Source organism: Paenibacillus sp. KACC 21273 (genome assembly GCF_028736095.1).
Taxonomy (GTDB): Bacteria; Bacillota; Bacilli; order Paenibacillales; family Paenibacillaceae; genus Saccharibacillus; species Saccharibacillus kyungheensis.
On sequence record NZ_CP117876.1, the window covers coordinates 4,520,860 to 4,546,234 of the forward strand.

Annotated in this window: 22 protein-coding genes; 8 read left to right on the forward strand and 14 right to left on the reverse strand. The window is 37.7% G+C overall.

Annotation, left to right across the window (positions count from 1 at the left end; genetic code table 11):
• Window positions 1-45 precede the first annotated feature (45 nt).
• The 5 genes from PQ460_RS19785 to htpG form a co-directional block, all read right to left on the reverse strand.
• Window positions 46-333 carry a hypothetical protein gene (locus tag PQ460_RS19785; protein WP_274170897.1) on the reverse strand — a complete coding sequence of 96 codons (288 nt, stop codon included), beginning with the start codon at window positions 331-333 and terminating at the stop codon, window positions 46-48.
• A 57-nt stretch (window positions 334-390) separates the two neighbouring features.
• The gene (locus tag PQ460_RS19790; RefSeq protein WP_274170898.1) at window positions 391-1,098 is read right to left on the reverse strand and encodes a hypothetical protein; all 708 of its coding nucleotides are present in this window, start codon (window positions 1,096-1,098) and stop codon (window positions 391-393) included.
• Window positions 1,095-1,712 carry a DUF6707 family protein gene (locus PQ460_RS19795; RefSeq protein ID WP_274170899.1) on the reverse strand — a complete coding sequence of 206 codons (618 nt, stop codon included), beginning with the start codon at window positions 1,710-1,712 and terminating at the stop codon, window positions 1,095-1,097. Before PQ460_RS19795 ends, PQ460_RS19790 begins: the two co-directional genes overlap by 4 nt.
• A 184-nt stretch (window positions 1,713-1,896) precedes the next feature.
• On the reverse strand, window positions 1,897-3,597 hold the full coding sequence (locus PQ460_RS19800) for a methyl-accepting chemotaxis protein (protein ID WP_274170900.1): 1,701 nt from the start codon (window positions 3,595-3,597) through the stop codon (window positions 1,897-1,899).
• Between the two features lie 354 nt (window positions 3,598-3,951).
• Window positions 3,952-5,850, reverse strand: coding sequence for a molecular chaperone HtpG (gene htpG, locus PQ460_RS19805; RefSeq protein WP_273614961.1), 1,899 nt, complete (start codon window positions 5,848-5,850; stop codon window positions 3,952-3,954).
• Window positions 5,851-6,053: 203 nt separating this feature from the next.
• Here htpG and PQ460_RS19810 point away from each other — a divergent pair, with 203 nt between their 5' ends.
• Window positions 6,054-7,094, forward strand: coding sequence for a BtrH N-terminal domain-containing protein (locus tag PQ460_RS19810; protein WP_274170901.1), 1,041 nt, complete (start codon window positions 6,054-6,056; stop codon window positions 7,092-7,094).
• A gap of 78 nt (window positions 7,095-7,172) precedes the next feature.
• On the opposite strand, the gene PQ460_RS19815 is transcribed toward PQ460_RS19810, so the two are convergent.
• The 3 genes from PQ460_RS19815 to PQ460_RS19825 form a co-directional block, all read right to left on the reverse strand.
• Window positions 7,173-7,553 (reverse strand): response regulator, encoded by a 381-nt coding sequence (locus PQ460_RS19815; RefSeq protein WP_273614959.1) that lies wholly within the window; start codon window positions 7,551-7,553, stop codon window positions 7,173-7,175.
• A gap of 57 nt (window positions 7,554-7,610) precedes the next feature.
• Entirely contained in the window at window positions 7,611-8,654 is a 1,044-nt protein-coding gene (locus tag PQ460_RS19820) for a Delta(5) desaturase DesA (protein ID WP_273614958.1), read from the reverse strand.
• A 689-nt stretch (window positions 8,655-9,343) separates the two neighbouring features.
• Complete coding sequence (locus PQ460_RS19825; protein WP_274170902.1) at window positions 9,344-9,985, reverse strand: DUF1349 domain-containing protein; 642 nt, start codon at window positions 9,983-9,985, stop codon at window positions 9,344-9,346.
• 127 nt (window positions 9,986-10,112) lie between these two features.
• Between PQ460_RS19825 and PQ460_RS19830 the strand changes: the two genes are divergently transcribed.
• The 4 genes from PQ460_RS19830 to PQ460_RS19845 all read left to right on the forward strand — a co-directional run bounded on the left by PQ460_RS19830 (window position 10,113) and on the right by PQ460_RS19845 (window position 14,546).
• Window positions 10,113-11,312, forward strand: coding sequence for an MFS transporter (locus PQ460_RS19830; RefSeq protein ID WP_273616233.1), 1,200 nt, complete (start codon window positions 10,113-10,115; stop codon window positions 11,310-11,312).
• Window positions 11,313-11,428: 116 nt separating this feature from the next.
• Complete coding sequence (locus tag PQ460_RS19835; protein ID WP_273614956.1) at window positions 11,429-12,667, forward strand: aspartate aminotransferase family protein; 1,239 nt, start codon at window positions 11,429-11,431, stop codon at window positions 12,665-12,667.
• Between the two features lie 92 nt (window positions 12,668-12,759).
• A complete protein-coding gene (locus PQ460_RS19840) occupies window positions 12,760-13,797 on the forward strand; it encodes a zinc-dependent alcohol dehydrogenase (protein WP_274170903.1) in 1,038 nt (345 codons plus the stop codon).
• 29 nt (window positions 13,798-13,826) lie between these two features.
• Window positions 13,827-14,546 carry an HAD family hydrolase gene (locus PQ460_RS19845; RefSeq protein WP_274170904.1) on the forward strand — a complete coding sequence of 240 codons (720 nt, stop codon included), beginning with the start codon at window positions 13,827-13,829 and terminating at the stop codon, window positions 14,544-14,546.
• Between the two features lie 145 nt (window positions 14,547-14,691).
• Here PQ460_RS19845 and PQ460_RS19850 read toward each other — a convergent pair whose 3' ends face one another.
• Together PQ460_RS19850 and PQ460_RS19855 are read right to left on the reverse strand one after the other, a co-directional pair.
• Entirely contained in the window at window positions 14,692-15,549 is an 858-nt protein-coding gene (locus PQ460_RS19850; protein WP_337993947.1) for an aminoglycoside 6-adenylyltransferase, read from the reverse strand.
• A 121-nt stretch (window positions 15,550-15,670) separates the two neighbouring features.
• Window positions 15,671-16,525 carry an SDR family NAD(P)-dependent oxidoreductase gene (locus PQ460_RS19855; RefSeq protein ID WP_274170905.1) on the reverse strand — a complete coding sequence of 285 codons (855 nt, stop codon included), beginning with the start codon at window positions 16,523-16,525 and terminating at the stop codon, window positions 15,671-15,673.
• Window positions 16,526-16,742: 217 nt separating this feature from the next.
• Here PQ460_RS19855 and PQ460_RS19860 point away from each other — a divergent pair, with 217 nt between their 5' ends.
• Window positions 16,743-17,198 (forward strand): MerR family transcriptional regulator, encoded by a 456-nt coding sequence (locus PQ460_RS19860; RefSeq protein WP_273614951.1) that lies wholly within the window; start codon window positions 16,743-16,745, stop codon window positions 17,196-17,198.
• 80 nt (window positions 17,199-17,278) lie between these two features.
• Here the strand turns inward: PQ460_RS19860 and PQ460_RS19865 are convergent, their stop codons facing one another.
• Window positions 17,279-20,266 (reverse strand): S-layer homology domain-containing protein, encoded by a 2,988-nt coding sequence (locus tag PQ460_RS19865; RefSeq protein WP_274170906.1) that lies wholly within the window; start codon window positions 20,264-20,266, stop codon window positions 17,279-17,281.
• 287 nt (window positions 20,267-20,553) lie between these two features.
• Here PQ460_RS19865 and PQ460_RS19870 point away from each other — a divergent pair, with 287 nt between their 5' ends.
• Together PQ460_RS19870 and PQ460_RS19875 are read left to right on the forward strand one after the other, a co-directional pair.
• Window positions 20,554-21,156, forward strand: coding sequence for a TetR/AcrR family transcriptional regulator (locus tag PQ460_RS19870; RefSeq protein WP_274170907.1), 603 nt, complete (start codon window positions 20,554-20,556; stop codon window positions 21,154-21,156).
• Window positions 21,157-21,304: 148 nt separating this feature from the next.
• Window positions 21,305-22,495 (forward strand): MFS transporter, encoded by a 1,191-nt coding sequence (locus PQ460_RS19875; protein WP_273614949.1) that lies wholly within the window; start codon window positions 21,305-21,307, stop codon window positions 22,493-22,495.
• A gap of 72 nt (window positions 22,496-22,567) precedes the next feature.
• Here PQ460_RS19875 and PQ460_RS19880 read toward each other — a convergent pair whose 3' ends face one another.
• The 3 genes from PQ460_RS19880 to PQ460_RS19890 all read right to left on the reverse strand — a co-directional run bounded on the left by PQ460_RS19880 (window position 22,568) and on the right by PQ460_RS19890 (window position 25,313).
• On the reverse strand, window positions 22,568-23,098 hold the full coding sequence (locus PQ460_RS19880) for a hypothetical protein (protein ID WP_274170908.1): 531 nt from the start codon (window positions 23,096-23,098) through the stop codon (window positions 22,568-22,570).
• A gap of 25 nt (window positions 23,099-23,123) precedes the next feature.
• Window positions 23,124-23,648: a GrpB family protein gene (locus PQ460_RS19885; protein WP_274170909.1), complete on the reverse strand. Its 525-nt coding sequence runs from the start codon at window positions 23,646-23,648 to the stop codon at window positions 23,124-23,126.
• 150 nt (window positions 23,649-23,798) lie between these two features.
• Window positions 23,799-25,313 (reverse strand): efflux RND transporter periplasmic adaptor subunit, encoded by a 1,515-nt coding sequence (locus tag PQ460_RS19890; protein WP_273614946.1) that lies wholly within the window; start codon window positions 25,311-25,313, stop codon window positions 23,799-23,801.
• Window positions 25,314-25,375: the final 62 nt, after the last annotated feature.

Consider the following 25,375-nt stretch of genomic DNA (forward strand, 5'->3'; position numbering starts at 1 on the left):
TATCTGCATCGGCAGAGTGGGAAGGTTTTTTGTTTTTATATAATTTTAACTAAACGTAGCAAAATAAGCTCTGGACAAAAGCAATAATAAGAACATTATAATACTCCCTGCAATATAACCGGATAGCCCAGAAGCACCTTCTTTTTTGAGAAAGATTCCGCCTACACTCATTATCAACAACCCAAGTGAAGGAATCCCTACAATAAAAGCTAAAATAACTCCATCAAGAAAAAGTATATGTTGAAAATGATCTGTATGTATTAAAATCATAGCCACAAAACATACTATATTTATAATAGCAACGACTGCCCATATTCCTTTAAACCATTTCATCATAGTATATTTCTCCATTCTTTATTTACAAATTCATTCCATTTTAAAATATGTAAATCACTCATAATTGATTTCTTTCTCTTGTGCTATTAGGATCGAAGTGGCTTGAGCTGTATCTATTAAAAAAGTATCTTTCGGAATGCTAAACACATCATTTATCGTCATAATATATCGATGTGGTTGATCTGTTGATTCCATATTGACCCATCTCTTATCACTTGATTGAATGATATAAGCATCGCCCAAATCAATAGCAAGATTAATTTTTGATTCTTTGCCTGTATGTATATGTTTGAGATACAATCTCACTTTTTCATTACTCTGGAATGTATTGACCAATTCTAATCGGTACTGATATTGCTGATCTGATGTTGTGACCAGTTCATGCGTTTCGATTCGTTCCGTTAGCCAACCGGCAGGTTCAATAGCTTTAAATTGACTTACACTCAAAGCTAATAAAACCACTGTGCACGAAATAAATACCGTATTACTAACCAGACCTTTGGAAAGAGTATTACTCACCAAAAAAATGATCGTAAACAATAATGTCATTATCGAAATAGTGCCATACATGACGACCACTACAGTCCCTATCAAATCCAGAACTCTTTGAAAATTAGCTGTTGCGGTGAGCACCAACCAAATGTATGAAGCAATATTACCTAATATCGCTATGATTACAATTCTTTTCAGCCAATCGTTTATACCCATTTCACTGGATGGTATATCTCGCTCATCTTTCTGAAATAAATAGCGTATCTTCATTTGAAAGGTTCCACCTTCTCGATACCGACTTGCTCCACAATCTCGTTAATTCGCTTCATATATTCTGTACTTTCTTGCTCTACTTTCTCATCTGTATAAGGAGGTTGAGCGCCTAATTCTTTGATTTTGAAAAGCTTCATCACATACAATATCCGTTGCTCACATTCCATAGAGGTATCATTTTTCTTGATAGCTGCATCTATCGTTTGGGTACTTAGCGTTTCTCCTTTGACGAACCGGGCTTGCACATTATGCTTAACTTTCACTACTGCTTCTTCGCCAGTATTGAGCGCATCTTCTATCAATTGCATCGATTGATCATATACCTCTTGATGTTCTTCTTCACGAGCGATACGGGCTTGGAGAACCAGTGCATGCTCTACCCATGTCCAGTAATCATAATTGTCTTCAAAAGGAATCTGTGATAGCTCCTCCAGTAACTCTTTGATCTGTGGCTTCTGATCGCTTTGAGTGATATATAAGAGATAACTTAATTTTACCAATGCCGCCAGATACGCTTTTTGGGTCTTTTTATATTTGGCTGGAATCTGTTCTATGTATGAATGTAGTTCTGCTTTCTTTTCGATACGGGTAAATACTTCTTTTAATTGCATCTTAATCTCCTCCATCTGAAATATCACTTTATTATATTCTAGTTGCTTCCACTTCTTCATGATCTTAACATAAAGCCACAACCTTTTCTCGAAACAATGTGAGAAGGTCGTGGCTCTATTGGTTGTTATATTTGCTAATTATCGTTGTGCGATATAAAGATAGTATACCTGATCTAGTCGAAAATTATACTTTGCAGAAAGCGATCAATTGTTGTAATTCTTCTGCTAACTGTGATAGATGACGAGCAGATGAAGCTACATCTTCCATCGTAGATAACTGTTCTTCACTAGCAGCATTCATTTCATCAATACCCGCAGAACCTTGCTGTGATAATGCACTTAAATGTTCCATTGCTTCAGCCACTTTTTGAGTCTCTTGAGTGGCATTATTGATTAACGTATTTGTTGAATTGGTCTGTTGGACAGTCGTGTTAATAGATTGCTGAATCGCTTCAAATGCAACTGTGACCCGTTGTCCTCCATCAATACTAGCTTGAACACTGTGTACAGAACCTCTTGCTTTGTCGACAGCACTTTGACTTTCTTGTTGTACATCTTTGATCAAGCTAGTAATTGTAGTGGAAGAGCTCGCTGAACTTTCAGCCAGTTTACGGATTTCATCAGCAACTACGGCAAATCCTCGTCCAGCATCACCTGCACGCGCGGCTTCGATAGAAGCGTTAAGTGCTAATAGATTGGTTTGTTGAGCGATCTGCTGAATAGCGGAAGAAGCAAATCCAATCTGCTCTGATTTCGCATTTAGATTCGTAAGCACATTTAATGTAGAATGAATATCGCTTGATAATTGTTCAATACGATTAGTAATATCTCGTACTTCATCAATTCCTTTTTCAGCAGTTTGTTGCATGTTTTCGGTCATTTCGCCCACTTGTTGGCTCGTATGAGAGATTTGATCCATCTGACGTGCCATTCCATTTACCGAATCTGTCACTTGAATAACTGTTTGTGTCTGGGAGGTAAAGCCAGTTGCTAATTCGCCAGAAGACGTAGCAATATGAGAAGAAGCCTGTGCTGTTTGCTCTGCACTAGCGGTTAACTCTTCCGAAGATGCAGACAGAGTCATTGCACTTTCATCTACACTTTTAATAATTTTACGCATACTTGCTATAAGCGTATTAAAAGCAGTAGCCACCTGACCAATCTCATCTTTTGCCTGGTAATCTGCTGCTGCTGTAAGATCCCCTTGAGCCGCTTGATTCATCAATTGTTGAACTTTACGTAATGGACGAGAAATAAGTAATGCAATCCATAAGCCGACCAACAAAGACACGAGCAATCCAATAATAATAAAAGTAACCATAACTATAGTAGACCGACTATACGTATTATCAGCTGTAACTTTACTTTGATTGGCTTCATTTACCATACTGGTACGCAAAGTATCTAAATATTTATTCAAAGTAATACGTGTATTTTCTAAATCAGTGTAATTTGACTGAGCAGTCGTAAGATCACCTGCACCTACCGCATCTAAAATATTCTGCCGAGCGTCTGAAAATGCTATATTTGTTTCTGTAAGATTAGCTAAATTTTGCTGATTTTCAGGACTAAGAGTCGTTTGTTTAAGCAATGCGTATTGTTTGCCTGTATCCGAAGCTGTTGTAGCCACTTCTTTTATCAATGTTTCTCTTTCGGTCATATCTGTTGTACGCGTAAGTATTAATAGGCGTTTGGCATTGTTACTATAATTAATAATAATCTGATCCATAGCCATCACAGGTTTCATATTTTTCTCGTACATATCTGTTGCAATATTAGACATTTGTTTTGTTGAAGTCGTACCGTTAAAACCTAAAGCAAGCAATAATAGTAGATTAATAATAATTAAAATTACAATTTTGGTACGAACACTTAGATTTTTCATATTCAATAAACCCCTCTGAAAGTTTTTTAGTTTTTATTAGTAGTAATGCCTGATTGTGTATTACTTCATATCACCAACTTCTATCTATGATGTTTATCTAATTAGGATTTTGAGGTATATCGTTATTCAGACTAATGGCTTACCGACTTAAGTTTTGATCAATTAAGACTTTAGTAGTGTATTAGTTTTAATTTTAACTATAATTATATGTCGGTAGTACTAATTTAAATATGTATAGCAAATCCTCCATTTGTTGTAAAAAATATTATTTTGTCGTTTATTGGCGAATAAAAGCACAAAAAAACTCCTTAATCATAAGGAGTTTTTTTGTATTTTATAGATTAACTATTGAATTTAAACCATCACTTTACAAATATCGTTCGTAAATTCTACTGGATCTTGTACCGGCAGACCTTCGATTAACAAGGCTTGATTGTATAACAAGTTTGTATACAGGTTCAGCTTATCTTTATCATTTTCCAGTGCATTTTTAAGTGATTGGAAAACATCATGATTAACGTTAATTTCCAGTACTTTATCTGCTTTTACGCCGCCACCATCTGGCATCGCTTGAAGGATTTTTTCCATTTCAATCGATAGTTCGCCTTCTGTAGACAAGCAGACAGGATGCGATCTTAGACGTTTGGATGCTTTAACATTGGATACTTTACCTGCCAAAGTTGCTTTCATCGCTTCAAACAAATCTTTATTTTCGTTTTCTTCTGCTTCTGTCGTTTGATCTTTTTCGTCTGGCTCAATACCTAGATCGCCACTAGAAACAGATTTGAATGCTTTGTCTTTGTACGTATTGATCATTTTGATAGCAAATTCATCGATATCATCGGTAAAGTATAGAATTTCATATCCTTTATCAGATACCATTTCTGTTTGCGGTAATTTCTCTATACGTTCGATCGATTCACCTGCTGCATAGTAGATGAACTTCTGATCTTCTGGCATTCTGGATACATATTCATCGAGTGTCACTAATTTCTTCTCATGTGAAGAAGCGAACAACAAAATATCTTGTAGGTCTTCTTTGTGCATACCATATTCGTTGTACACGCCGAATTTTAATTGTCTGCCAAATGATTGGTAGAACTTCTCATAGTTCTCACGCTCATCTTTAAGCATCGACTGTAATTGACCTTTGATTTTGTTTTTAATATTTTTAGCGATTAATTTCAATTGACGATCATGCTGTAGCATTTCGCGTGAAATATTCAGAGACAGGTCTTCAGAATCAACCATCCCTTTCACAAAGCTAAAGTAATCTGGTAAGAGATCGCTACATTTATCCATAATCAATACGCCATTAGAGTACAATTCTAGACCTTTTTCATACTCTTTCGTGTAATAATCAAACGGTGTATTTTCAGGAATAAATAGAATCGCATTATAGACCACTGCACCATCTGCGCTAATATGCACATGTTTTAGCGGTTTATCGAAGCCATACCGTTTTTCATTATAAAAGTTCTCATAATCAGCATCGGTTAATTCGCTTTTGTTTTTGCGCCAGATTGGAATCATGCTATTTACTGTTTGCTCTTCAGTATATTCTACATATTCTGGCTCTGCATTTTCGTCTGCGTTGTCATTTTCAACAGGACGACTGCCACTGATATCCATTTTGATTGGATAACGGATAAAGTCAGAATACTTTTTGATGATCGCTTTCAAACGATATTCTTCCAAATACTCATCGTATTGATCATCTTCTGTATTTTCTTTGATTTTGAGTGTAATGATTGTACCTACTGTATCTTTCTCTGTTGGAGTAATAGAATAGCCCTCTGTACCTTCAGAATGCCATTGGAACGCTTGATCGCTTCCTAGTGCCTTACTGATGACAGTCACTTCATCTGCCACCATAAATGCCGCATAGAAGCCTACACCGAATTGACCGATAATATTGTGACCATCTTTTGCTTCATTTTCTTTTTTGAAAGCAAGCGAGCCACTTTTTGCAATAATACCTAGATTATTTTCAAGGTCTTCTTCAGTCATACCAATCCCTGTATCTGCAATCGTTAACGTTCTAGCCGCTTTGTCCGCAGAGACTTTGATATAATAATCTTCTTTGTGGAATGTTAACGAATCATCTGTTAATGCTTTATAGTAAATTTTATCAATCGCATCACTTGCATTGGAGATTAATTCGCGCAAAAAGATTTCCTTTTGCGTATAGATCGAGTTAATCATCATTTCTAATAATCGTTTGGATTCCGCTTTAAATTGCTTGGTAGTCATGAAAAGTAAGTCTCCCTTCGATTCTGCTTTTTTTAGCACTCAGGCAATACGAGTGCTAATCACTACCTTTTATATACCATATACTGATTTTGAATGTCAATTCTTATTGGTTAATTTGTGTCTTATATCTGGCAGTAGTATGATAGACAACATACATAAGCTATTTTTACTCTACCTATATGAAGATAAGGAGCGAACGATATATGCCTCCCTTTTCCAACTTGCTTGATTTGAAACCGTTATCTGGATTTGATTGGTCTTGTTTTAACGGAAATATCGCTACCGCTGTGTCTTATTTTGGTGATGATTATTTACAAGCTTTTGCCCATTCATGGACTTTTTCTCAATTTGGAACAGATCCATTTTCGTATGATTTACTTGGTCATGAATCCTATACGTATGAAGATATTTTGAAATATGCTAATACTGATTATACATTACATCGCGAGATTTCTTTACCTGATGCACTGAACACTATTTATCAGGAACTGGAAGCTGGCAGACCGGTATTGGTCAAATGTGACTCATTCGCCTGTCCCTGGTTCCCTGACAATTATCATGCTCTGCATAACACACACTTTTTTATTATCGTAAACTATGATCCACAAACCGATATGTTCGCTTGCACAGACGTTTCTTATATGACGCACAACTATACTCAAAGTGTAGCTGACTTTAGTCAGGGATTCATGAATGAGATTATGACATTCTCTCCTCGTACTTCTACGTTAGATTTAGAAGATACAGATATAGATCTTGTATTACTGAATATCGCCAAAACAAATCTAGGGCTCCAACCGCAAACGTACTCTATTTTTGAAGCTATGCGCGTATTTGCAGATCAATTTGAGCAATGGTATCAACTCGCTGTGATGGAAATGAATCAATTCAATCCCGGTGCTGCGAACAAATTACACCTTGAATTGCTGTATATTATTCAGTCACGCATGCAATTTTTGAAATTTGTAGAATATCGAGCAGATCTAGAACATGCCAATATGCAATGTATTCGTGCTGCATTTACCCAGTCTATTAAAAGCTGGTCTGTTATTCGCATGATGTACCTCAAATTATATGAACCCAAAGCGAATAAAGAACACATTTTCAATACGCTACCTGAAAAAATCAAAGCAGTAGCAGCGATGGAAGAAGATATAGCGTATACCATTTTGCATATGGAACAGATGCGTCTATTAAATGACCAGCTATCTCCTCGTCACCGTCACAACTTTTCCACTCTCTAATAGGCACTATATGAAAATCATCAAAAAAAGAACAGCCCTTTGATCGGGCTGTTCTTTTTGTTGTAGACATATCATCTTTTATCGTAAATCTTCCCAATCGCTAAGCGCTTCTTCAATCACTCTTTTTCGCAAAGGTTTACTGATATAGGCGTTCATTTTAGATTCTGAAAGTAAATCTACATTCAGAAGATCTGTAGAACAAGCAATAATATAAGGCTGTTTCTCATGTTCTGAAATAGAAGATCGAATTTGTTGTACAGCTTCGATCCCACCCAATTCGGGCATACGCAAATCCATAAATATCATATCATATGAATATTGAGTAGCAAGTTGTACAGCTTCTTTACCATGCTTTGCCCCTTTGACTTTATGCCCTAATTTTCTCAACATTTCCATTAACACATATCGGTTAATGTCATTGTCATCAGCAATCAAAATCTCAAGGTTTTTTGTTTTCATATATTCGGAAGAATATACCACCTCTCTCGTAAACCTGGTGATGCATCTATCCGATCATTAGCCTGCTTTTTGCTGTTGTTTTTTGTTTTTGACTTTAAGCGAAGTATCAATATCTTTGAATCCGATAAATTTCTTCGTATCTTCGTTCCAAATACGGAAACGTAATGATTGCAAGCTAGTTAATAATGTAATCGTCTGTACATCTTGCAACACCGGACTTGTATTGTGCGCGGACTCCAAGAAATAATTGGGTACACGAGAACTTAAATGATGAATATGATGGAAACCGATATTACCGGTAATCCAGTGCAAGATTTTAGGAAGTTTGTAGAACGAGCTACCATGCATAGCCGCTTTGACATAATTCCAATTTTCTTCTTCTTCAAAGTAACTTTCTTCAAACTGATGCTGTACATAAAATAACCAGATACCGCCTACACCAGACATAAAGAAGATAGGGCCTTGAATCATTAGAAATGCTTGCCAGCCAATAGCCCAGCAAAGTAAACCGATAATAGCAACAAGTGCTACATTGACCATATATGTGTTCATACGCTCTTTTTTCGGAGCGCCTTTACGGTTAAAACGGTAAATTAATAAAAACGTATAAATCGGACCGATTGTAAACATAATCATTGGATTACGATACATACGGTACACCCAACGGCGTAATGGAGATAATGCTAAATACTCATTTACAGTTAGTGTCCAGATATCGCCTGTTCCACGTTTATCCAGATTACCATTTGTTGCGTGATGCATAGAGTGGCTATAGCGCCATTGATCATAAGAACATAAAGTCATAATACCTGTAATATTACCTACAATTGTATTTGCTTTACGGTTTTTGAAAAAGGAACGGTGACAACAATCATGAAAAATAATAAAAGTGCGGACAAGGAATCCACCAGCAAGTACCATAATAGGAATGGTTAACCAGTAGGATACGGATAAACTAAGGTATGCAAGATACCAGAGGCCGAAAAAGGGGACAAGTGTATTAATCAGTTGCCATACACTGTACTTCGTATTTGATTTCTCATAAGGAGCTAAACTTTTGCGCCAATTATCTTGGTCTTTCGTCACACGCGTAGTGGACATATTTAGGTAATTCCTCTCTTGGGATCGATTCGTAACCTACTTCACAATGATTCCACAGTAGTCACTCATGGAATCCCCGAGAAAGATTAAGTTATCACATAGGGCATTTTGGACAATTTTTGAAAACTTAGTACCTGCCTATAACTCTATTGTATTACGTTCTATAGGTGCTTGTAAACCAAGCTAGCTCTTTTCACATGATATCCATACAATATGTCTAAAAACCAAACTTTTCCATATAACCATATATACATAACAAAAAGATTATTCTAAAATGATAGCTATTTTGCCTATCTTCAGAATAATCTTTTTGTTTCATCGGCGAGCTTTTTATTGATTATCTATCAGGGAAATTACCTGGGAAATAATTGATACAACGTTGGTTGAAAATCAAAATAGAATAGCCAAACCAAAACCTGATGTTATCATCTTTTGGTTTTTACCTATCAAATATTTATCTCTGTATTTTCCCACTTACTTTTATAATGTTCATTTCATAAAAAAGTAAATTTAATGCTAATTTTACAATTTTTAATCTCCTAAATACGATATAACGCTTCGCTTTCCTTATTTAATCTTAAATGTATAACCTTACATATTCTTAACTTGACTATTCAAATTTAAGACTCTATAGTTATTTATTGTAATTAAATACATAATTTTTACATTTACTCTCAGCTTCATTTTAACTACTTGTTTTCTTTTTGTAGTGGCTCAATATGCAAGTATTCGAATTCAACATGACAGCCATCTCCTTGCGGGCTACATGCGTACACACCACATTGAAAAGGTGTCTGATCATCTTGATCTTCGAATAAATGAGCGATTCGTATCTGGTTCCATTGGGGCTGTTCAGATTCATCTTTTTCTTGCTCTGCATACTCAATCGTATAATCACCAGCTTCACGACGAATACGGAATAACAATTCAGTCTCACCTGCAACAAAATTTTGCGTAGACCAATCCGAGTAGCCGTTGTTGGTAACAACCGCACCTAACTTGGCATGACCATCCGTTTCGAATTCAACAGACGTTTTGAGCCAGCAATGTTCTGAAAAACGAATCATCAATCCAGCTTGATCATATTGATGAACTGGATATGTACGCACTTTCGTTGTCATAATGATGTCACCTGTCATTTCAGCAAATAAAAAATGTCCATTGTCCACTCGAAAGTCATAATGCGTTTTTTGCCAGAAATCTGTTTTGGCGAGTGGCTTAAACGTAAGCACCTGTTTGTCGGAAGATACTTCCCATTCTTCTGGTGGGCAATGCCATTGTAATCGTTCATCCATTGCTTTACCTTGAAAATTTTCTAATAACTGACTCATTCACTATCACTCCTTATAGGCTAAATACATAGATGGCAGTCACTGTACAACGTCTGCCTTCATTCATTATGTTGATCATAGATGGAAATTTCAAGTGTATTTGATTATTTATGGAAGGGTGATGATGTTGAAAAGGATTTTTGGATTAAGTTGTGGCTTTTATTTTTTGATCGGAATTACCAGTGTTTTGTTAGGTGCTCTGCTCCCTGTTATATTGCCGCATTACGGTAAAGATTACAGCGATGGAGGCACACTGTTATTTCTACAGTTTATGGGCTTTCTTGTAGGGGTAATTGTATCGCCATCTTTATCCGCAGGGGTAGGACGTAAGTATATGTTATTGATTGCACTTGGTGCGATTACGATTGCTTATGCGTTGATGGGAACATTGCCTGTATGGGGTTGGATGGTCACTATGACGATTTTTGTTGGTTTTGGTTCAGGAATTATCGAATCTTCGATTGGAGCATTTACTATCGAATTTGCTGAAGCGCAAAAAGCGGTCGCGATGACCAAGTTAGATGTTTATTTTGGCGTAGGTTCATTATTGATTCCTGCTCTTGCTAGTCTGTATATTTTCTTAAATGTATGGCAGCTGTCTTTCTATACGGTTGCATTAGCTACATTATTGCTATTGATATTCTGGATGACGATGCCAGCAGATAGTTCTGCACAGCTTCGCCGTATTCAAGAGCATGATGCTGATCATACCGGCGCTGTCGTGAAACGAAAATACAGTGGCAAACAATTACAATTTCTCAGTATTTTTATTTTGTTCTTCTTCGTATATATGGGTCTTGAATTAGGCGTAATGAATTTTTTACCTTCTATTCTGATCGAAAGTATCTCTATTAGTGATTCAGCGGCTTCGCTCAGTGTCACTTTTTTCTGGGCAGCTATGACGATTGGTCGATTATTTGTCGGACGTATAGCAGAATCGATTCGTTATGTTCCTTTTCTAATAGGTAGTTCACTTGGCATGATGCTAATGATTATTGGACTTGCTCTGGTTTCTCATCCTGTCGCTATGTATATTCTGATTTTTGGTATCGGATTATTTATGTCAGGTCTATTCTCTATCGCTCTTGTATTTGCGAACGTGCTGATTCCGGGCATGACTGAACGTACAACCAGTATTCTGATTGCTGCTGGCGGTATCGGTGGCTCTGTATTGCAATACGTGATCGGTTGGAGCATGGCGAATTGGTCAGTCGGGCCTACCTTGTGGGTATTTGCTGGATTTGCACTGGTGTTGTTAATAAGTATTGCTTTTACTTCTCAATGGAGTTCTTCTCAAGCCAAATTAACATCAAGAGTACAATCATAGAAATCACTCTGTAAAGGAGGTGAGGAACAGCGTTCCAGTAATCGATTGTAGTTGTAGTGCTGACAGTCTATTTTGGCAGATCAAGTCTATTTGAACTTAAAATCAGGAGGCAAAACATGCAAACTTTAACTGAGAATCGGTTTCGTTATGGTAGAGGTATTAAATTAATTGACGATACAGGCACAGAATATATAGACGGTGTATCCGGTACATTCAACCTTTCTCTAGGATATAATCACCCTTATGTTGTAGAAAAAGTACAAGAGCAAGTTGGTAATCTAACGCATATGTCGTCTACTTTTACAGAGCCTTATGTAGATGAAGTGTTATCGCATTTGTTAGAATATGCACCTAATGGGATCGATGCAGGCTGGATGCGTGACATCACGGGTTCCACTGCAAACGAATGCGCAACTAAAATCGCTCAAAAATACACCGGTGATACTGATATTGTCAGCCTTTTCTACTCTCATCATGGACAGACTCAATTTGCTACAGGTATTTCGGGTAATGCTTTCCGTCGTAAAGGATTCCCTAATTCATCTGTTCCCAATTCTCTGCATGTCCCTGCACCTTACTGCTATCGTTGCCCGTTCGATGCGAACCCTTCCAATTGCGGAATGAAATGTGTAGAAGCACTAGCCGATCAGCTTGAATACGGTGGTTCTGGTTCTACCGCTTGCATGATTATCGAACCGATTCTAGGTAACGGCGGTAATATTATACCTCCACCTGAATATTTCAAAGGCATTCGTCAGTTATGTGATGAGCAAAATATCATCTTAATCGCAGACGAAGTACAGACAGGTATCGGTCGTACCGGTTATATGTTCGCAAGTACATTATTCGATATCAAACCTGATATTATTACGCTAGCTAAAGGGCTTGGTGGAATCGGCGTTCCTGTTGCTGCCGTATTAATGCAATCTCGTCTAAATGTACTTGAAAAACATGAACATTCATTTACGTCTGGTAGCAATCTGATCTCTGTCACCGCAGCTAAATCAACATTGGAAGTTGTGTCTGAACCTGGATTTATGGAAGAAGTACAACGCAAAGGCAAATTGCTTGGCGATTTACTTTTAGATTTGGAAGAGAAATATAGCTGTATCGGTGAAGCTCGTGGTGTTGGTCTTATGTGGGGTCTAGAAATTGTAGATGAATACAATGCTCCAGATACCAACAAAATGAATGCGATTATCAATTTCGCTTTTGCTGATCAACAATTAATTCTACGTGGTTCTCGTTATGGATTTGGTAATGTCGTGAAAGTTCGTCCATCCCTTACAGTTACTGATGAAGAAATTGTAGAGATTATTCGCCGATTGGATCTCGTTTTGTCGTCTTTGGATTAAAGCGCTTTTACTTAATTGCGAATAAATTATGTATATACGTTGTTAGATGAATATAAAAGAATACGCTTATAGTTAATATGAGGAGGAATATTATGTTATCACTTGTCTACAAATCAGCGTGGGATGTTGCTCTGGAAGAAAGACCTCAACCACAAATCACGCAAGACAATCAAGTATTGGTACGGATTCATGCAACAGGTGTATGTGGAACAGACCTCGGTATTGTGAGTGGCAAATATCATGCCAAATCTTCAATCATTCTAGGGCATGAATCGGCTGGAGAAGTCGTACAAGTGGGCGACAGAGTCACTACTCTACAAGTCGGTGATCGAGTTGTGATCGATCCTACCTACTATTGCGGTCAATGTAATATGTGCCGGACAGGAAGGCAGAACCATTGTTTACATAAAAGCACGACCGAGACAGGGGTAAGTAGTGACGGTACATTTACCGACTACTATGTGACTGAGGATCGGTTTCTTTACAAATTAGCAGATCATGTTAGTTATGCAGAAGCGACGCTAACAGAACCGTTGAGCTGTATGCTCACAGGTATCAACCAAATTCAACTACTGCCTAATTTCCGTACGATTATTTTGGGTGCAGGCCCGATCGGAATGTTATACAGCTATGCTCTAGCTTCCAAAGGAGTATCCGGTAGCATTGTTGATATCTCACAAGATCGCTTGCATATTGCGGATGCGATAGCCCCGGAACGTTGGGATACACATAACTCATTTGAGAGTGCTCTAGAACACATCTCTCCTTCTGATCGTCAGGTTGATCTGATTGTGGATACAACCGGTGCAGTCGGCACAACCGTATTATCGAACCTTGCTCATGGTGGTTATATGATGCTGGTTGGTTTGCGTGATGGAGTCAGTTCTTTTAATCCTAAAGAAATCGTGGATCGTAGTCTCAAAATTATCGGTTCGATCGATTCTCTAGGTACATTTGCGACAGCTCATTATATGATCGAACGCAATCTGATCCCAGCAAGCAAATTGATTACCCATACTTTTGCACTGCAAGATTATGAAGAAGCGTTCCAGACGCTAGGTTGTAATATCAGCAGTGGAACATTGACACCATCTTCAAATGCGATTAAAGTCGTTTTACAATCTACTTAATAGATCTGAGGAATGGAGGTCAATACCATATGGCATCAAAGCATCTGAATAACGCTTCATCTTCTTTGTGGCAGAACCCACCGATTCAAGCCGTTATTTTTGATATGGATGGCGTTCTGATCGACAGTGAACCGATTTATTTTGAAATTGAAAAAAGTTCTTTTCAGCATCTGGGTGCTACAGTAGAAGAAACAGAACATCATACGTATGTAGGTGTTACGTTGGAATCGATGTTTCAGCAAGTGATGGATAAACACAAGCTGGATCATGTGATGGAGGAAGTTCTGGCTTTTCATAAAGACAATGTGATGAAAGTAATGCAAGATCACAAGGAATTGCAAGCATTTGACCATGTAGAACAATGGATCGAATGGTTATCTGCATCAGGGATAAAGCTTGCGGTCGCTTCGTCTTCTCCACGTTCCTTGATCGAATTGATTTTAGAGCGTACAGGATTACGCCGCTTTTTCACAGTCATGGTTAGTGGTGAAGAAGTAGCACATGGTAAGCCTGCACCGGATATCTTTTTGCATGCGGCATCATTATTACAAGTAGAACCACAACACTGTGTAGTAATCGAAGATTCTCGTAATGGTGTACGTGCAGCTAAACTTGCAGGTATGCGTTGTATCGGTCATCAGAATCCAGGTTCAGGTAATCAAGATTTGAGTGAAGCAGATATGATCGTGGATCATTATGCAGAACTACTGGAATTACGTGATTCTTTGCATATCGGTGTCCGTCTATAACAGTTATGCATTAATGTAGAAATATCAAAAGCCTTATTCCTGTATATGGAGTAAGGCTTTTGTTTTGCAAAAATAAATAGACCATTTAGTCAATGAAATTCTGTATGTGCTTCTGTAATCACTTCTGTATGGACTACTTTATAGACTACAAATAAAAATCCTGCGCTTGCGGACTCAATGTACGAATATGTTCTAAGTAGACACTCACCTGCTGGTCTTGTACCCTATCATATTCAAAATGTAATTGTGTTGCTACATCTAAAGCGACATTTCGGAACAAATCACCTGTTTGGTGTAGAGCTTGCCAGATCTGTTCATTATCTGCTTGAGGATATGTTGCTAACAATTGTGTCCATATAGCTGGATCTACATATTGTTGTAAATACTTATGATTTTTGCCTACGCTTACTTGAAAGTCTGTATGAATTCCGACTTGCCAGGTGATCATTTGTAGTAACATAGGACGAACATACGTATTGAGATGATCGATCGCATATAGAATTTCTTGTCGCCATAATCCTTTTGCAATATAAGTCGATACCCACCACAATTCATTACAGCAATCTGCATACTGTTGCGCTGTCGGGCATTCAATATGGTAATCTTTATCTGTGGGTGGCGACAGTTCAGACATTCGCTGATCTTTATCCAGTAATACTTTAATCAACCGATCTTCAGCAATATAAGTCGCTTGAAGAGATAATGGAAATAATCTTAGATCGATCCGATTGCCATCAGCAAGCAACATCAGATAAGCATATCGTCCATCATTATTTTCAAGCGAATCTGCCATAGCGTCTGGCATTTGCATAATAATCTTCTCACCGAAATAATCTGTCCAATTCGAATCTTCCACAAAAGATGACACATCCGTCACCAGATACACGATATCGTAATCTTGAAATATATCAGTCTGTATATTGCTATTCACACGCGAACCATTCATCGCTACTACTCGCACCCGTTCATCCTGCTTGGCAAAGTTCAAAATCAAATCCATCATCTGTTGCTGATTACGTATCGCACATCATCCTTTCTTTAGAAAAGTAAAATGTCTTCGCACTATAGGAACTCTTTTGAGTACAAGCTACTTGTGATGGGATATCCAAATAATGTTGGTCTATTTATCTTTTATACTCTTGCTCATAGATTCTATGCACCTTCTCACTAATTACAGGTGCAATCTGTTTAAACTTCAATAGAGCCGATTTCCCTTTCACAATATAATCACCTGCTGCAAATAACGAACGATCCTCTCCTAAAGCCGCTTCATATAATAAAGATGCTCCACGAGTTGGTGCTGGAAAAAATAATCTAGTCAGAATTTTGATGAAAAATGGAATGCCTGATCGTTTACCCGAACGTAGCGTATTATTGCCCCCGGGATCCACACTTAACAACTTGATTCCTTTCTGATGTTCAAATTCAGAAGCACGTTCAAAAGTCCAAAGCGATAAAGCTAACTTAGCGGTTGCATAGGCTCCGAATAACGGTTTAAATTTTGTCGGATGTTCTAACTGATCAGGATCGAATGTTAACAGTGTAGCAAATACAGCACTGGATGTATTGATCACTGTGCGTAGGGTTCCCTGCTGAATTAATTGCTCAAGTTCTTTCAGAATAATATATGGAGCTACAGTCTGCGTATCAAAGTGAAGCTCACGCCCTTGCGGGGAAAAGCTTAATTCAGGATAACTTCCACCTGCATTATTATATAATATATCAATATGGGTTTCTTGGGCTTGAATCTGTGTGAGTGCTGTTCGTAACTGCTCAAAATCAGATACATCAGCCACATAAATACGTAAGCGCTGATCTTGTATAGCTTGCTGAATTTGTATATCATCAGTAGCAAATGAAGATCGAATAATCGCTATCACCTGCCATTGTTGCTCTAGTAATTGTTGAGTCAAAGCAAGACCGATTCCGTGATTAGCTCCAGTAATACATGCAATACGTGCTAAAGATGTAGTATTCATTCTATTTCCTCCTATTTACAAGTGAACAATTGGAACCCCCGTAATAAAGGGTTGAGTTCACTCTACAACTTGGAGTCGAATCGAAGTCAACAGTAAACCTAATTCAGCTATTCTATAAAGCAATCGCTATAGGGAGATTACAGATAAGTACGTAGATTGACTTGGAGTCGACTCCAAGTTATAAAATAACATTACAGTCTTAAAGGAGTGATAGGATATGTATTCATCTGAAGAATTTTCAATCAAAGAAGCAGCCAGCCAAAGTGGCTTATCTGAAGATACGATTCGTTACTATGAAAAAATTAAATTACTTCCTTACGCTCAGCGCAAATCTAATCGTCATCGTATATACCATACAATGGATATTGAAAAAATGAAATTAGTGGTATGTTTGAAAAAGACGGGTTTATCTTTAGAAGAAATGAAACCCTATCTAAACCTATCATTTGATAGTGATCTGACTGATTATCCTGATCTCTACGAAATGCTCCAACAGCATCAACAAACGATTGATAAACATATTCAATCGCTACAACAGATATCTCATTTTATTGATATCGTGTTAGAACGTACACCCTCTTTGCGTCCTCCTGCAACATCTTGTACAGATGATGCTCAAGACCACCGTGTTCCTTTGAACAGACACAACCTTTTAAAAAGTTCTGTCTCTTAATTATTATAAACTAAAAAGAACAAGTCCAAGGCATTACGCCTAGACTTGTTCTTTTTAGTTTACAGCCTTTTATATACTTTTCAAAAACTGATTAAAGCATGGTTCAGTTCTTCTAAAACAGCAATTTTTTCTTCTGTTGTTGAACTGCTTGTTAATGCATTTTTGCGATTTAGAGCCGTTTGTAATGCAGTGATATCTTGTCCAGCCGTAGCAGTATTGATCTTGGATTGAGCTTCTACAGACGCTTGCTCGATCCACGTATCTATAGTAGGAACTTTAACTAAAACAGTCATTTCCAAATCTGCCTCACCTAGAGATAAATGTAATGTCACATTATAATCTGCCGCATAAGCACTTCCATTATATTGAGCTAATCGTATCGTATCTTCTGTATCGGAAGTGGTTAAATACGTATCACCTGTTACACCTACTGGATGACCATCCACAATATGAGGTAATAATTCAATATCAGAAACAAACGTATTGATATTACTATTAATTGAATTGGATAAGCGCAATGATATATCCTCATCTACTTTGGTATCATAAGACAATTCGCTATATGATGAGATAAGTTCCATCTCACGTTCTAAGTCAAGCATATCCAAATCTCCTTGATCAGGAGTTTGATGATAAATAGAGATAGGTGGCTTATTAACTAACATATTTTGATCGAAAAAGCTGATTTGATCACGATCTACATTCATATCAAACACATGCCAGTAAGGTTCTTCTCCATCGCCTACAGGGATATGATAAGTTTTCATCGGAAGTCTGTATGCGCCATTATATACTTTTACAGTAGCTGATGATTTTCGCAATGTTGATGCTTCTCCATTATTAGCAGTCGCACTATAATTTTGTACATAAAACGTGTATATGCCATCTACACGTTTATTAATAGTGATCACTTCTGGTCCGTAAGAACTCATATTATCTGTATCTAAAGATACATAATTCTGATTCTGATAATTGTACTGTCTATTTTCGGTAGAAGTATGGAATCCATAGCCATCAGGTGTAGGTCCTAACAAATGAGCATCCTCATCGTAAGGTAATTCATCCCATGTTAACACAATACTAATTTTACCTTCTGTTGGCATTCTGGAAACAATAGCATCTTGTTCATAATTATATTTGTCTGCCAAAGATGTAGCAATCAGATAGGAAGGAATATATCCTTCTTTTTTCAACTCGCCTGTGTATGTACCAGGCGGAAGAGTAGCTATATAATCTCCATATTCATTGGTTGTAACAGTTGCTGCGATTGGTCCCTCTGTCACACCTACTCCACGACGAAAATTAATTGTCATTCCTTCTACATAAGCACTATTTTCTTCTGAAATCCACCCTGTAAATCCATTTATACGTAGATTGCCTTTTGTAGTTATTAATAAACGGCTTGCAGGTGAGGACGGTGTAATTGTAATCTCTAATACTTTATTATAAGCATATTTTAAATTAAGCGGATCGAATTGGATTACCCCTGTCACACTATCATAAATAACATTTGTTAGCGTATAAGGTTTACCATTTAATGTAGCCGTTACTTCCATATCACTAAGCAATAATTCATTTGTTGGTTGGTTTAGATGTAAGATCGCTTGTCCGTTTCTAACATCCAAACTTTGCACAGGTTGTTGCACAACGACAGGTGTGGACGATTCTTGGTGTTTGTTATCGTCTTTACGAATATTAGTAACCACTTGCTCCCCACCGACCATACCACCTTCAATTCGGGCTGTTACGCCTGCACTGGTTGTTGTCTGGTTAACTCGTGGTGTAATCGTTGTTCCGGCTACATTAATGTAGGCTTTCTCAATCGTGCCGTTACCACTCACTTTGGCTACACCATTCAAAGTTAATGATTGGATCGAGGAAGATGTTGTCGTGCTGATCTTATTATCTGTCGTTCCTGAAGCTACTGTCAGATTATCTACAGAACCTGTAAGCAATTGAGTTAGCACAGACGATGATGAAATATCCATACTATCAATACGCCCTTTTAGTGAGACTGTTGATCCTGCTGGAATCTGATTAGACAAGACTACATTGGTAAATCCTGAACCTGTAGTTAGACCCTTTTCTTCAAGTAAACCTCCAGATTGAAGGATCATCTGTTGAACACTTGTTGTACCTGTAGTGACTACACGTACATTGCCGTCTTTTTTTTTGATTACTGTTGTATTAAGTGTAGAATCTTGCAGATGAATACTGTTGATACCGCCACCATTGATCGTTGTTGTTCCTTTGACAGTAACATGATCTAGAATAGCATCGCCTTCACCAATACCTGCACCCAATAGAAGATCGCCCTCGATCACCATATTGCGCAATGTACTGCCAGCACTATTCAACTGCATATCACCTGTGATCTGTTGTTGACCGGATGCCGGCCCATAGACACCTGCTGTGTTGTATGTAGTCGTAGGCGAATTTGATTTGGACGTATTCGTATTATTCGATGATTCTAAAGAACGTTCTAATACCGTTACAGCTTCCGCACGTGTTGTTGTATCTTTAGGACGGAATCCTTTTTCATCACCATTCATCAGACCATTGTCAATAACGGCTCCAATAGAACCTTTACTCCAAGAAGGACTATGGACAGTGTCTTTCATGCGTGCGGCTGAACTCGATGATTTTAACTTTTTCAATGAAGTCAAAATAACCGCTAATTCTTGACGTGTTACTTTTTGATCAGGATGGAATGTATTGTTTTTGTATCCTTCCATATATCCCTGTGACTTAGCAATGGCTACATCGTGATAGAACCAATCAGAAGGCTGTACATCCTGATAAGCTATTGATCCGGCTTGTGTAAATCCAAATGATTTGTTGATCATAGCGGCTAGTTGCGATCTAGTGACACTTTGATCTGGTTGTAAGCTTCCATCTTGAAATCCGCTGATATAACCTTTATTTTGCCATTCTGTCAGCACATCTTTTGCCCAGTGATTTTGGATATCGCTTGCTTGAGCTAATTCTGTTGCTGTTAACCCCCATGTAGGCAAAGCAATCGCTACGCTCAGTAGTAACATCATCCACTGGCGATTTCTCTTTTTCATGTTCCCCAACATCAATTCCCCCAATGAAATGTAAGTCTGATCCATTTTTTGTACCTTTAGACGTAGGTATATAGACATATTTATTCATATTACTACATATTTTTTGTTTTGGGAATTGATTTTTCCTATAATGGAATTGTATGGATAACGATTAAAACCTTATGTCTAACTTGCCAAATTTATTATTCTCTGTTAACATACTGAACAAACGTTCAGTATTATTTCTTCTATATATAACGCTCTATACTGTATGATTCAGAACACCTCAAGAATCGGAGTGAAAACTCGTGAATAAAAAGCAATTGCAAACCGAACAGACGAAAAAAAGAATGGTGGATGCGGCTCGCGCCCTATTTGTGCAAAAAGGGTTTAAAGCGACATCGATTGAAGATATTGTGGCAGCGACTGGTAGCAGTAAAGGAAATATCTATTACCATTTTAAAAGCAAAGAAGGTCTTTTTCTTTATTTGTTAGATGAATGGAATCGAGATTGGGAAGAGAAATGGTTAGAAAAGGAACATCTTTTTCCAACTACAGTCGAAAAATTATACGGGCTTGCCGAGCATCTGGTACGTGAAGATCTGAGTCATCCACTTACCAAAGCAGCCGATGAATTTTTTAACAGCGATGAGAAAGATAATGATGTCGAAGAACGAGTCTCTACAATGATGGATTCTCATTTAAGCTTTAATCAGCAATTGATCCAACAAGGAATCGACAAAGGTGAGTTCAAAGCCAATGATGCTTCCAAGTTAGCGATTATTATGGAAAGTCTGATTATTGGACTTAGCCAAATGTCCCGTCAATCCAGTATCGAAGAAGCATTGAGTGTATATGAATTAGCTGTACAGGTGTTGCTGTATGGGATTGCACATCCTGCTCCTTCTTAGCGTTTTACAACCATACTACTATAGATAGAATAGTGTGATCTGCTTTATCAATAAGATGATAAGCAGTAACATATTCTATTAATGTCATATTACAGACCGAACGTTCAGTATTTAAAAATGATCAAAAGAATAGATGGAGGATTTACTCATGTTGTTATTACTTCGTAACAGAGGTGCTATATTACTTCTGATGATTAATATTTTTCTTATTTTTACAGGTGTAGGGTTAGTTATTCCTATTATGCCTACCTATATGAATGAACTTCATATTAACGGTAGTATGGTTGGATTACTAGTTGCTGCCTTTTCACTTAGTCAGTTGATCTGTTCTCCGATTGCCGGACGATTATCTGATACATGGGGACGTAAAAAAATGATCGTCTCCGGGATGATTATTTTCGCAGTGTCTGAATGGTTATTCGGGATTGCAAATGATCCTACACTATTGTTCGCTGCTCGTATGTTAGGCGGTATCGGTGCAGCCTTTATTATGCCTGCTGTAATGGCTTATACCGCTGATATCACATCAGATGAAGAACGTGGTAAAGGGATGGGTTATATTAATGCCGCGATTACGACTGGATTTATTATAGGGCCGGGGATTGGTGGCTATATTGCTGAATTTGGTATTCGTGTTCCTTTCTATGCAGCAGGAATTGCTGCGGCTATAGCGGCTATTATTACATTGTTAGTGTTGCCTGAATCATTAACAGCCGAGAAACGTAAAGCGACAATCGCTGAAGCATCTCTAACCAAGCAACCCAATATGTTTTTACAATTGATTCATTCGTATCGTGAATCGTATTTTCTTAGTCTGGTGATTGTATTTGTAATGTCTTTCGGCTTAGCCAATTATGAGACTGTATTCGGATTGTTTGTCGATCACAAGTTCGGATTTACACCGAAAGATATTGCCTTTATTATCACCTTCGGTTCGATTGCTGGTGCTGTTGTACAGGTCAGTGCATTTGGCTGGATCGTGAATACATTTGGTGAGAAAAAAGTGATCTCATGGTGTCTTGTGTTCGCATCAGTATTTGTACTGTTAACGTTATTCGTCAATCAATACTGGATGATATTAGTGGTTACTTTTATCGTATTCTTATCGATCGATATTTTGCGGCCTGCCATTAGTACACAGTTATCAAAAATTGCTCACAATCAACAAGGTTATGTCGCTGGTCTGAACTCTGCTTATAGCAGTCTCGGAAATATTGCAGGTCCGATTGTAGCTGGATTATTATTCGATATTAATATCGGTTTCCCTTATATGGCGGCAGCGATAGTATTATTCTTATGTTTTATACTATCCCGTAATACCAAGAAACTTGATGTATAACTAACATATTCAGCATCACCAAAAAGAGTATCTATTCAGCATCTAGCTGTAGATACTCTTTTTGTAGTTTCTTTATTGCCAATCTTCTGCTCTAAAGCAATACCGATCATCTTGCGGCGGATCAATCATTCGATAAGCTAATGGTGCTAAAAAAGGTTCTAATTGTTCTGCGGCAACTACGCTGGTTGCTGTTACTTCTACCGGATGTTCTAGATTCGTGATACTGAGCTTCATACGATCAGGATACATCCATATAAAAGCTTTTACTCCTGCAATCATCACATGTTTGGGATGTTCTATTTGTGGATATTTCCAATTTGCTGTAGTAGATGTAGAGGAATCAGATGCTAATACAATCGGTATATCTAACTGTTCAAACACTTCATGTAGTTCTTGTTCTGACTGAATCCGAATCGCAATTAAAAGAGAATCGCCATCTCCTACATGTCCTCCATAAGCTCGACAATATCGAAAATATTTCAATCGCTTAGACCATTCTAATAATGTATCCAATGAATGACGTTCAAAAAAATACCGTTCCCATAATTGTTGCTCTGATAAAGGTTTATGAAGTGATTGTTTGTTCTTTTTTCTGCCCCACATTATTGTCTCCTCCTGCTATAAAAGATTAGGTTACATTTGCTTTAGCTAAAATATTTTCTACAAAATCAGTCTTGAGTAATGTATATTGTTCCCGATCTTCTGTCTGCTTAATAAGCTGTTGCTTCAGTTGTCCATAAGCGATGACTTCCTCAGGATGTTGACGAAGATAATTGCGAAAAGTAAGGTGTCTATGTAATTCTTGATTATCTTGAGCACATACATACACATGCTGTTTCATCCAGACTCGCTGATCTGAATTCCAGGGCACATAATCATCTATTCGTCCAAAAGCTTCTCTTCCCTCGACATCCAAGTCTCCTCGATAATTGTAACCGAGAGTATGTAAAGCTGTAATAACACTGGATAATTGCTGTCTACTGGGGATAATGATGTCGATATCTAGAATCGGCTTAGCACTTTGTCCTACCACTGAAGTACTCCCTACATGTTCAATACCTATACAATATCCTGTCAGTTGCTTTGCTAAAATACATTTAATCTGTTCAAATTGTTCTGCCCACTCTGGCTGGTACGTTTGTATATCTATCATAGCGCGCCTCCTTTATTTGAAGTTAATCAGGTAGACTTTATGTATTCATTATCTATTACCTATAAAAAATAGCACTTCAAACAGAATAATACCTGCTTAAAGCGCTATTGTACTACTTTCTTAAGATCCATGTACAACTCTGTAATCTACTTATTGAGAAACTGTAATTGGACTTTTATCGTCTAACAAAGCCAGATTATTGGTTACGATAGTATCTCCATCGTTAATTCCACTGTTAATAAATACTTGTGATCCGGTTGCTTTGCCTAAAGTAACCTGTTTACGGATCGCTACATTTTTTTGTACAACATAGACGTACGATTTACCGTCGATCGTTTGGATCGCTTTGGAAGGAACAATAATTCCTTCTTTGGCACTAGCATCTACAAAGCTAATATCTGCTAACATTCCTGATTTGAGCTTATTGTCTGCATTAGAGACAGCAACTTTTACCGGATACCCTTTACCACTCTCATCCATCGGGCTAATATTTTTCACTTTGCCTGTTTTGAGAATATTGGATGAAGTGACTCGCACCTGTACAGGATCACCAATTTTAACATTGTTGATTTGATCTGCTGGAACATAGATCAGTGTATTAACTGTACTTAGATTAGCAATAACAAGTGCTGGTGAAGATGTAGATGCCATCTCACCGACTTCTGCATTTTTAGTACCGATAATACCGTTAATTGGAGAAGTAACAACTGCATCATCTAAAGCATCTTGAGCAATATTTACATTCAGTTCAGCTTGTTTTTGCTTTTGCTGACTGGCTTCAATACCTGATGTACTTTGAGATACTTCCAGTTGTTTCTGTGCATTGCTATAACCGCTGTTAGCATTCTCATAACTGCTGGTTGCATTTTCATAAGCACTTTGAGCTGTACTCAAATTTTTCTTTGCAATAACCAATGCTTTTTGCGCTGCATTTAACTGTTCTTGTGCATTGACCTGTGCATTTTTAGCATTATCATTCGCTGTTTGCGCTGTTGCTTGAGCGGTCTGTGCTTGTTCTAATTGCGCTTGTGTTGCTAGACCATTTTGAAATAATGATTGCGTACGTGTTAATGTTTTTTGCGCAGCAGACAATGTTTCTGTCGTTTGCTTAATATTATTAGCCGCACTAGAAACGGCTGTTTTGGCTTGTTCTACCGCTGTTGTCGCTTGATTAATCGATCCGTTCGCTTGGTTGATCGAACCTGTTGCTTGATCGATTGCACTTTTAGAAGAAATAATCCCATTTTTGGAACTTACCACTCCAGAATTTGCAGATACCATACCGGATTGTTGTGAATCCTGAGCGGTTTTGACTGCTGCTCCTGCCGCTGCTACATCTGCTTGTGCTTTTGCCAAATTGTTGCGAAGATCATTGTCTTCGAGTTTGAGAAGCACTTGTCCTTTTTTCACTTCTGTTCCGATATCTACAGGTAATGATACAACTTTACCGCCCATTTTTGGCACAATATTAACCGTTTCTGAAGGGGTTACTGTACCTGTATAGATTTCACCTTTGCCGATCAATCCTTTTTGTGCCTGACTGACTTTGACAGTCACATTCATTGCCTGTGTTGTTGCCGCTGCACTATTGGAAGAACAGCCGGATAACACAACCGTTCCAACCAGCAACGCTGCTAATGGTAATTCCCACTTTGTTCTTTTCATTCGTGTTCCCTTTCTTTCTATCTATATTGGATGAAAAGCTTTCGTATCTGAAAGCATATCGA

What these genes read in the sequence shown, in the direction of transcription:
- PQ460_RS19785 (WP_274170897.1), bottom strand. Translation starts at nt 333, where the DNA reads ATGAAATGGTTTAAAGGAATATGGGCAGTCGTTGCTATTATAAATATA.
- PQ460_RS19790 (WP_274170898.1), bottom strand. Translation starts at nt 1,098, where the DNA reads ATGAAGATACGCTATTTATTTCAGAAAGATGAGCGAGATATACCATCC.
- PQ460_RS19795 (WP_274170899.1), bottom strand. Translation starts at nt 1,712, where the DNA reads ATGCAATTAAAAGAAGTATTTACCCGTATCGAAAAGAAAGCAGAACTA.
- PQ460_RS19800 (WP_274170900.1), bottom strand. Translation starts at nt 3,597, where the DNA reads ATGAAAAATCTAAGTGTTCGTACCAAAATTGTAATTTTAATTATTATT.
- htpG (WP_273614961.1), bottom strand. Translation starts at nt 5,850, where the DNA reads ATGACTACCAAGCAATTTAAAGCGGAATCCAAACGATTATTAGAAATG.
- PQ460_RS19810 (WP_274170901.1), top strand. Translation starts at nt 6,054, where the DNA reads ATGCCTCCCTTTTCCAACTTGCTTGATTTGAAACCGTTATCTGGATTT.
- PQ460_RS19815 (WP_273614959.1), bottom strand. Translation starts at nt 7,553, where the DNA reads ATGAAAACAAAAAACCTTGAGATTTTGATTGCTGATGACAATGACATT.
- PQ460_RS19820 (WP_273614958.1), bottom strand. Translation starts at nt 8,654, where the DNA reads ATGTCCACTACGCGTGTGACGAAAGACCAAGATAATTGGCGCAAAAGT.
- PQ460_RS19825 (WP_274170902.1), bottom strand. Translation starts at nt 9,985, where the DNA reads ATGAGTCAGTTATTAGAAAATTTTCAAGGTAAAGCAATGGATGAACGA.
- PQ460_RS19835 (WP_273614956.1), top strand. Translation starts at nt 11,429, where the DNA reads ATGCAAACTTTAACTGAGAATCGGTTTCGTTATGGTAGAGGTATTAAA.
- PQ460_RS19840 (WP_274170903.1), top strand. Translation starts at nt 12,760, where the DNA reads ATGTTATCACTTGTCTACAAATCAGCGTGGGATGTTGCTCTGGAAGAA.
- PQ460_RS19845 (WP_274170904.1), top strand. Translation starts at nt 13,827, where the DNA reads ATGGCATCAAAGCATCTGAATAACGCTTCATCTTCTTTGTGGCAGAAC.
- PQ460_RS19850 (WP_337993947.1), bottom strand. Translation starts at nt 15,549, where the DNA reads ATGATGGATTTGATTTTGAACTTTGCCAAGCAGGATGAACGGGTGCGA.
- PQ460_RS19855 (WP_274170905.1), bottom strand. Translation starts at nt 16,525, where the DNA reads ATGAATACTACATCTTTAGCACGTATTGCATGTATTACTGGAGCTAAT.
- PQ460_RS19860 (WP_273614951.1), top strand. Translation starts at nt 16,743, where the DNA reads ATGTATTCATCTGAAGAATTTTCAATCAAAGAAGCAGCCAGCCAAAGT.
- PQ460_RS19865 (WP_274170906.1), bottom strand. Translation starts at nt 20,266, where the DNA reads ATGAAAAAGAGAAATCGCCAGTGGATGATGTTACTACTGAGCGTAGCG.
- PQ460_RS19875 (WP_273614949.1), top strand. Translation starts at nt 21,305, where the DNA reads ATGTTGTTATTACTTCGTAACAGAGGTGCTATATTACTTCTGATGATT.
- PQ460_RS19880 (WP_274170908.1), bottom strand. Translation starts at nt 23,098, where the DNA reads ATGTGGGGCAGAAAAAAGAACAAACAATCACTTCATAAACCTTTATCA.
- PQ460_RS19885 (WP_274170909.1), bottom strand. Translation starts at nt 23,648, where the DNA reads ATGATAGATATACAAACGTACCAGCCAGAGTGGGCAGAACAATTTGAA.
- PQ460_RS19890 (WP_273614946.1), bottom strand. Translation starts at nt 25,313, where the DNA reads ATGAAAAGAACAAAGTGGGAATTACCATTAGCAGCGTTGCTGGTTGGA.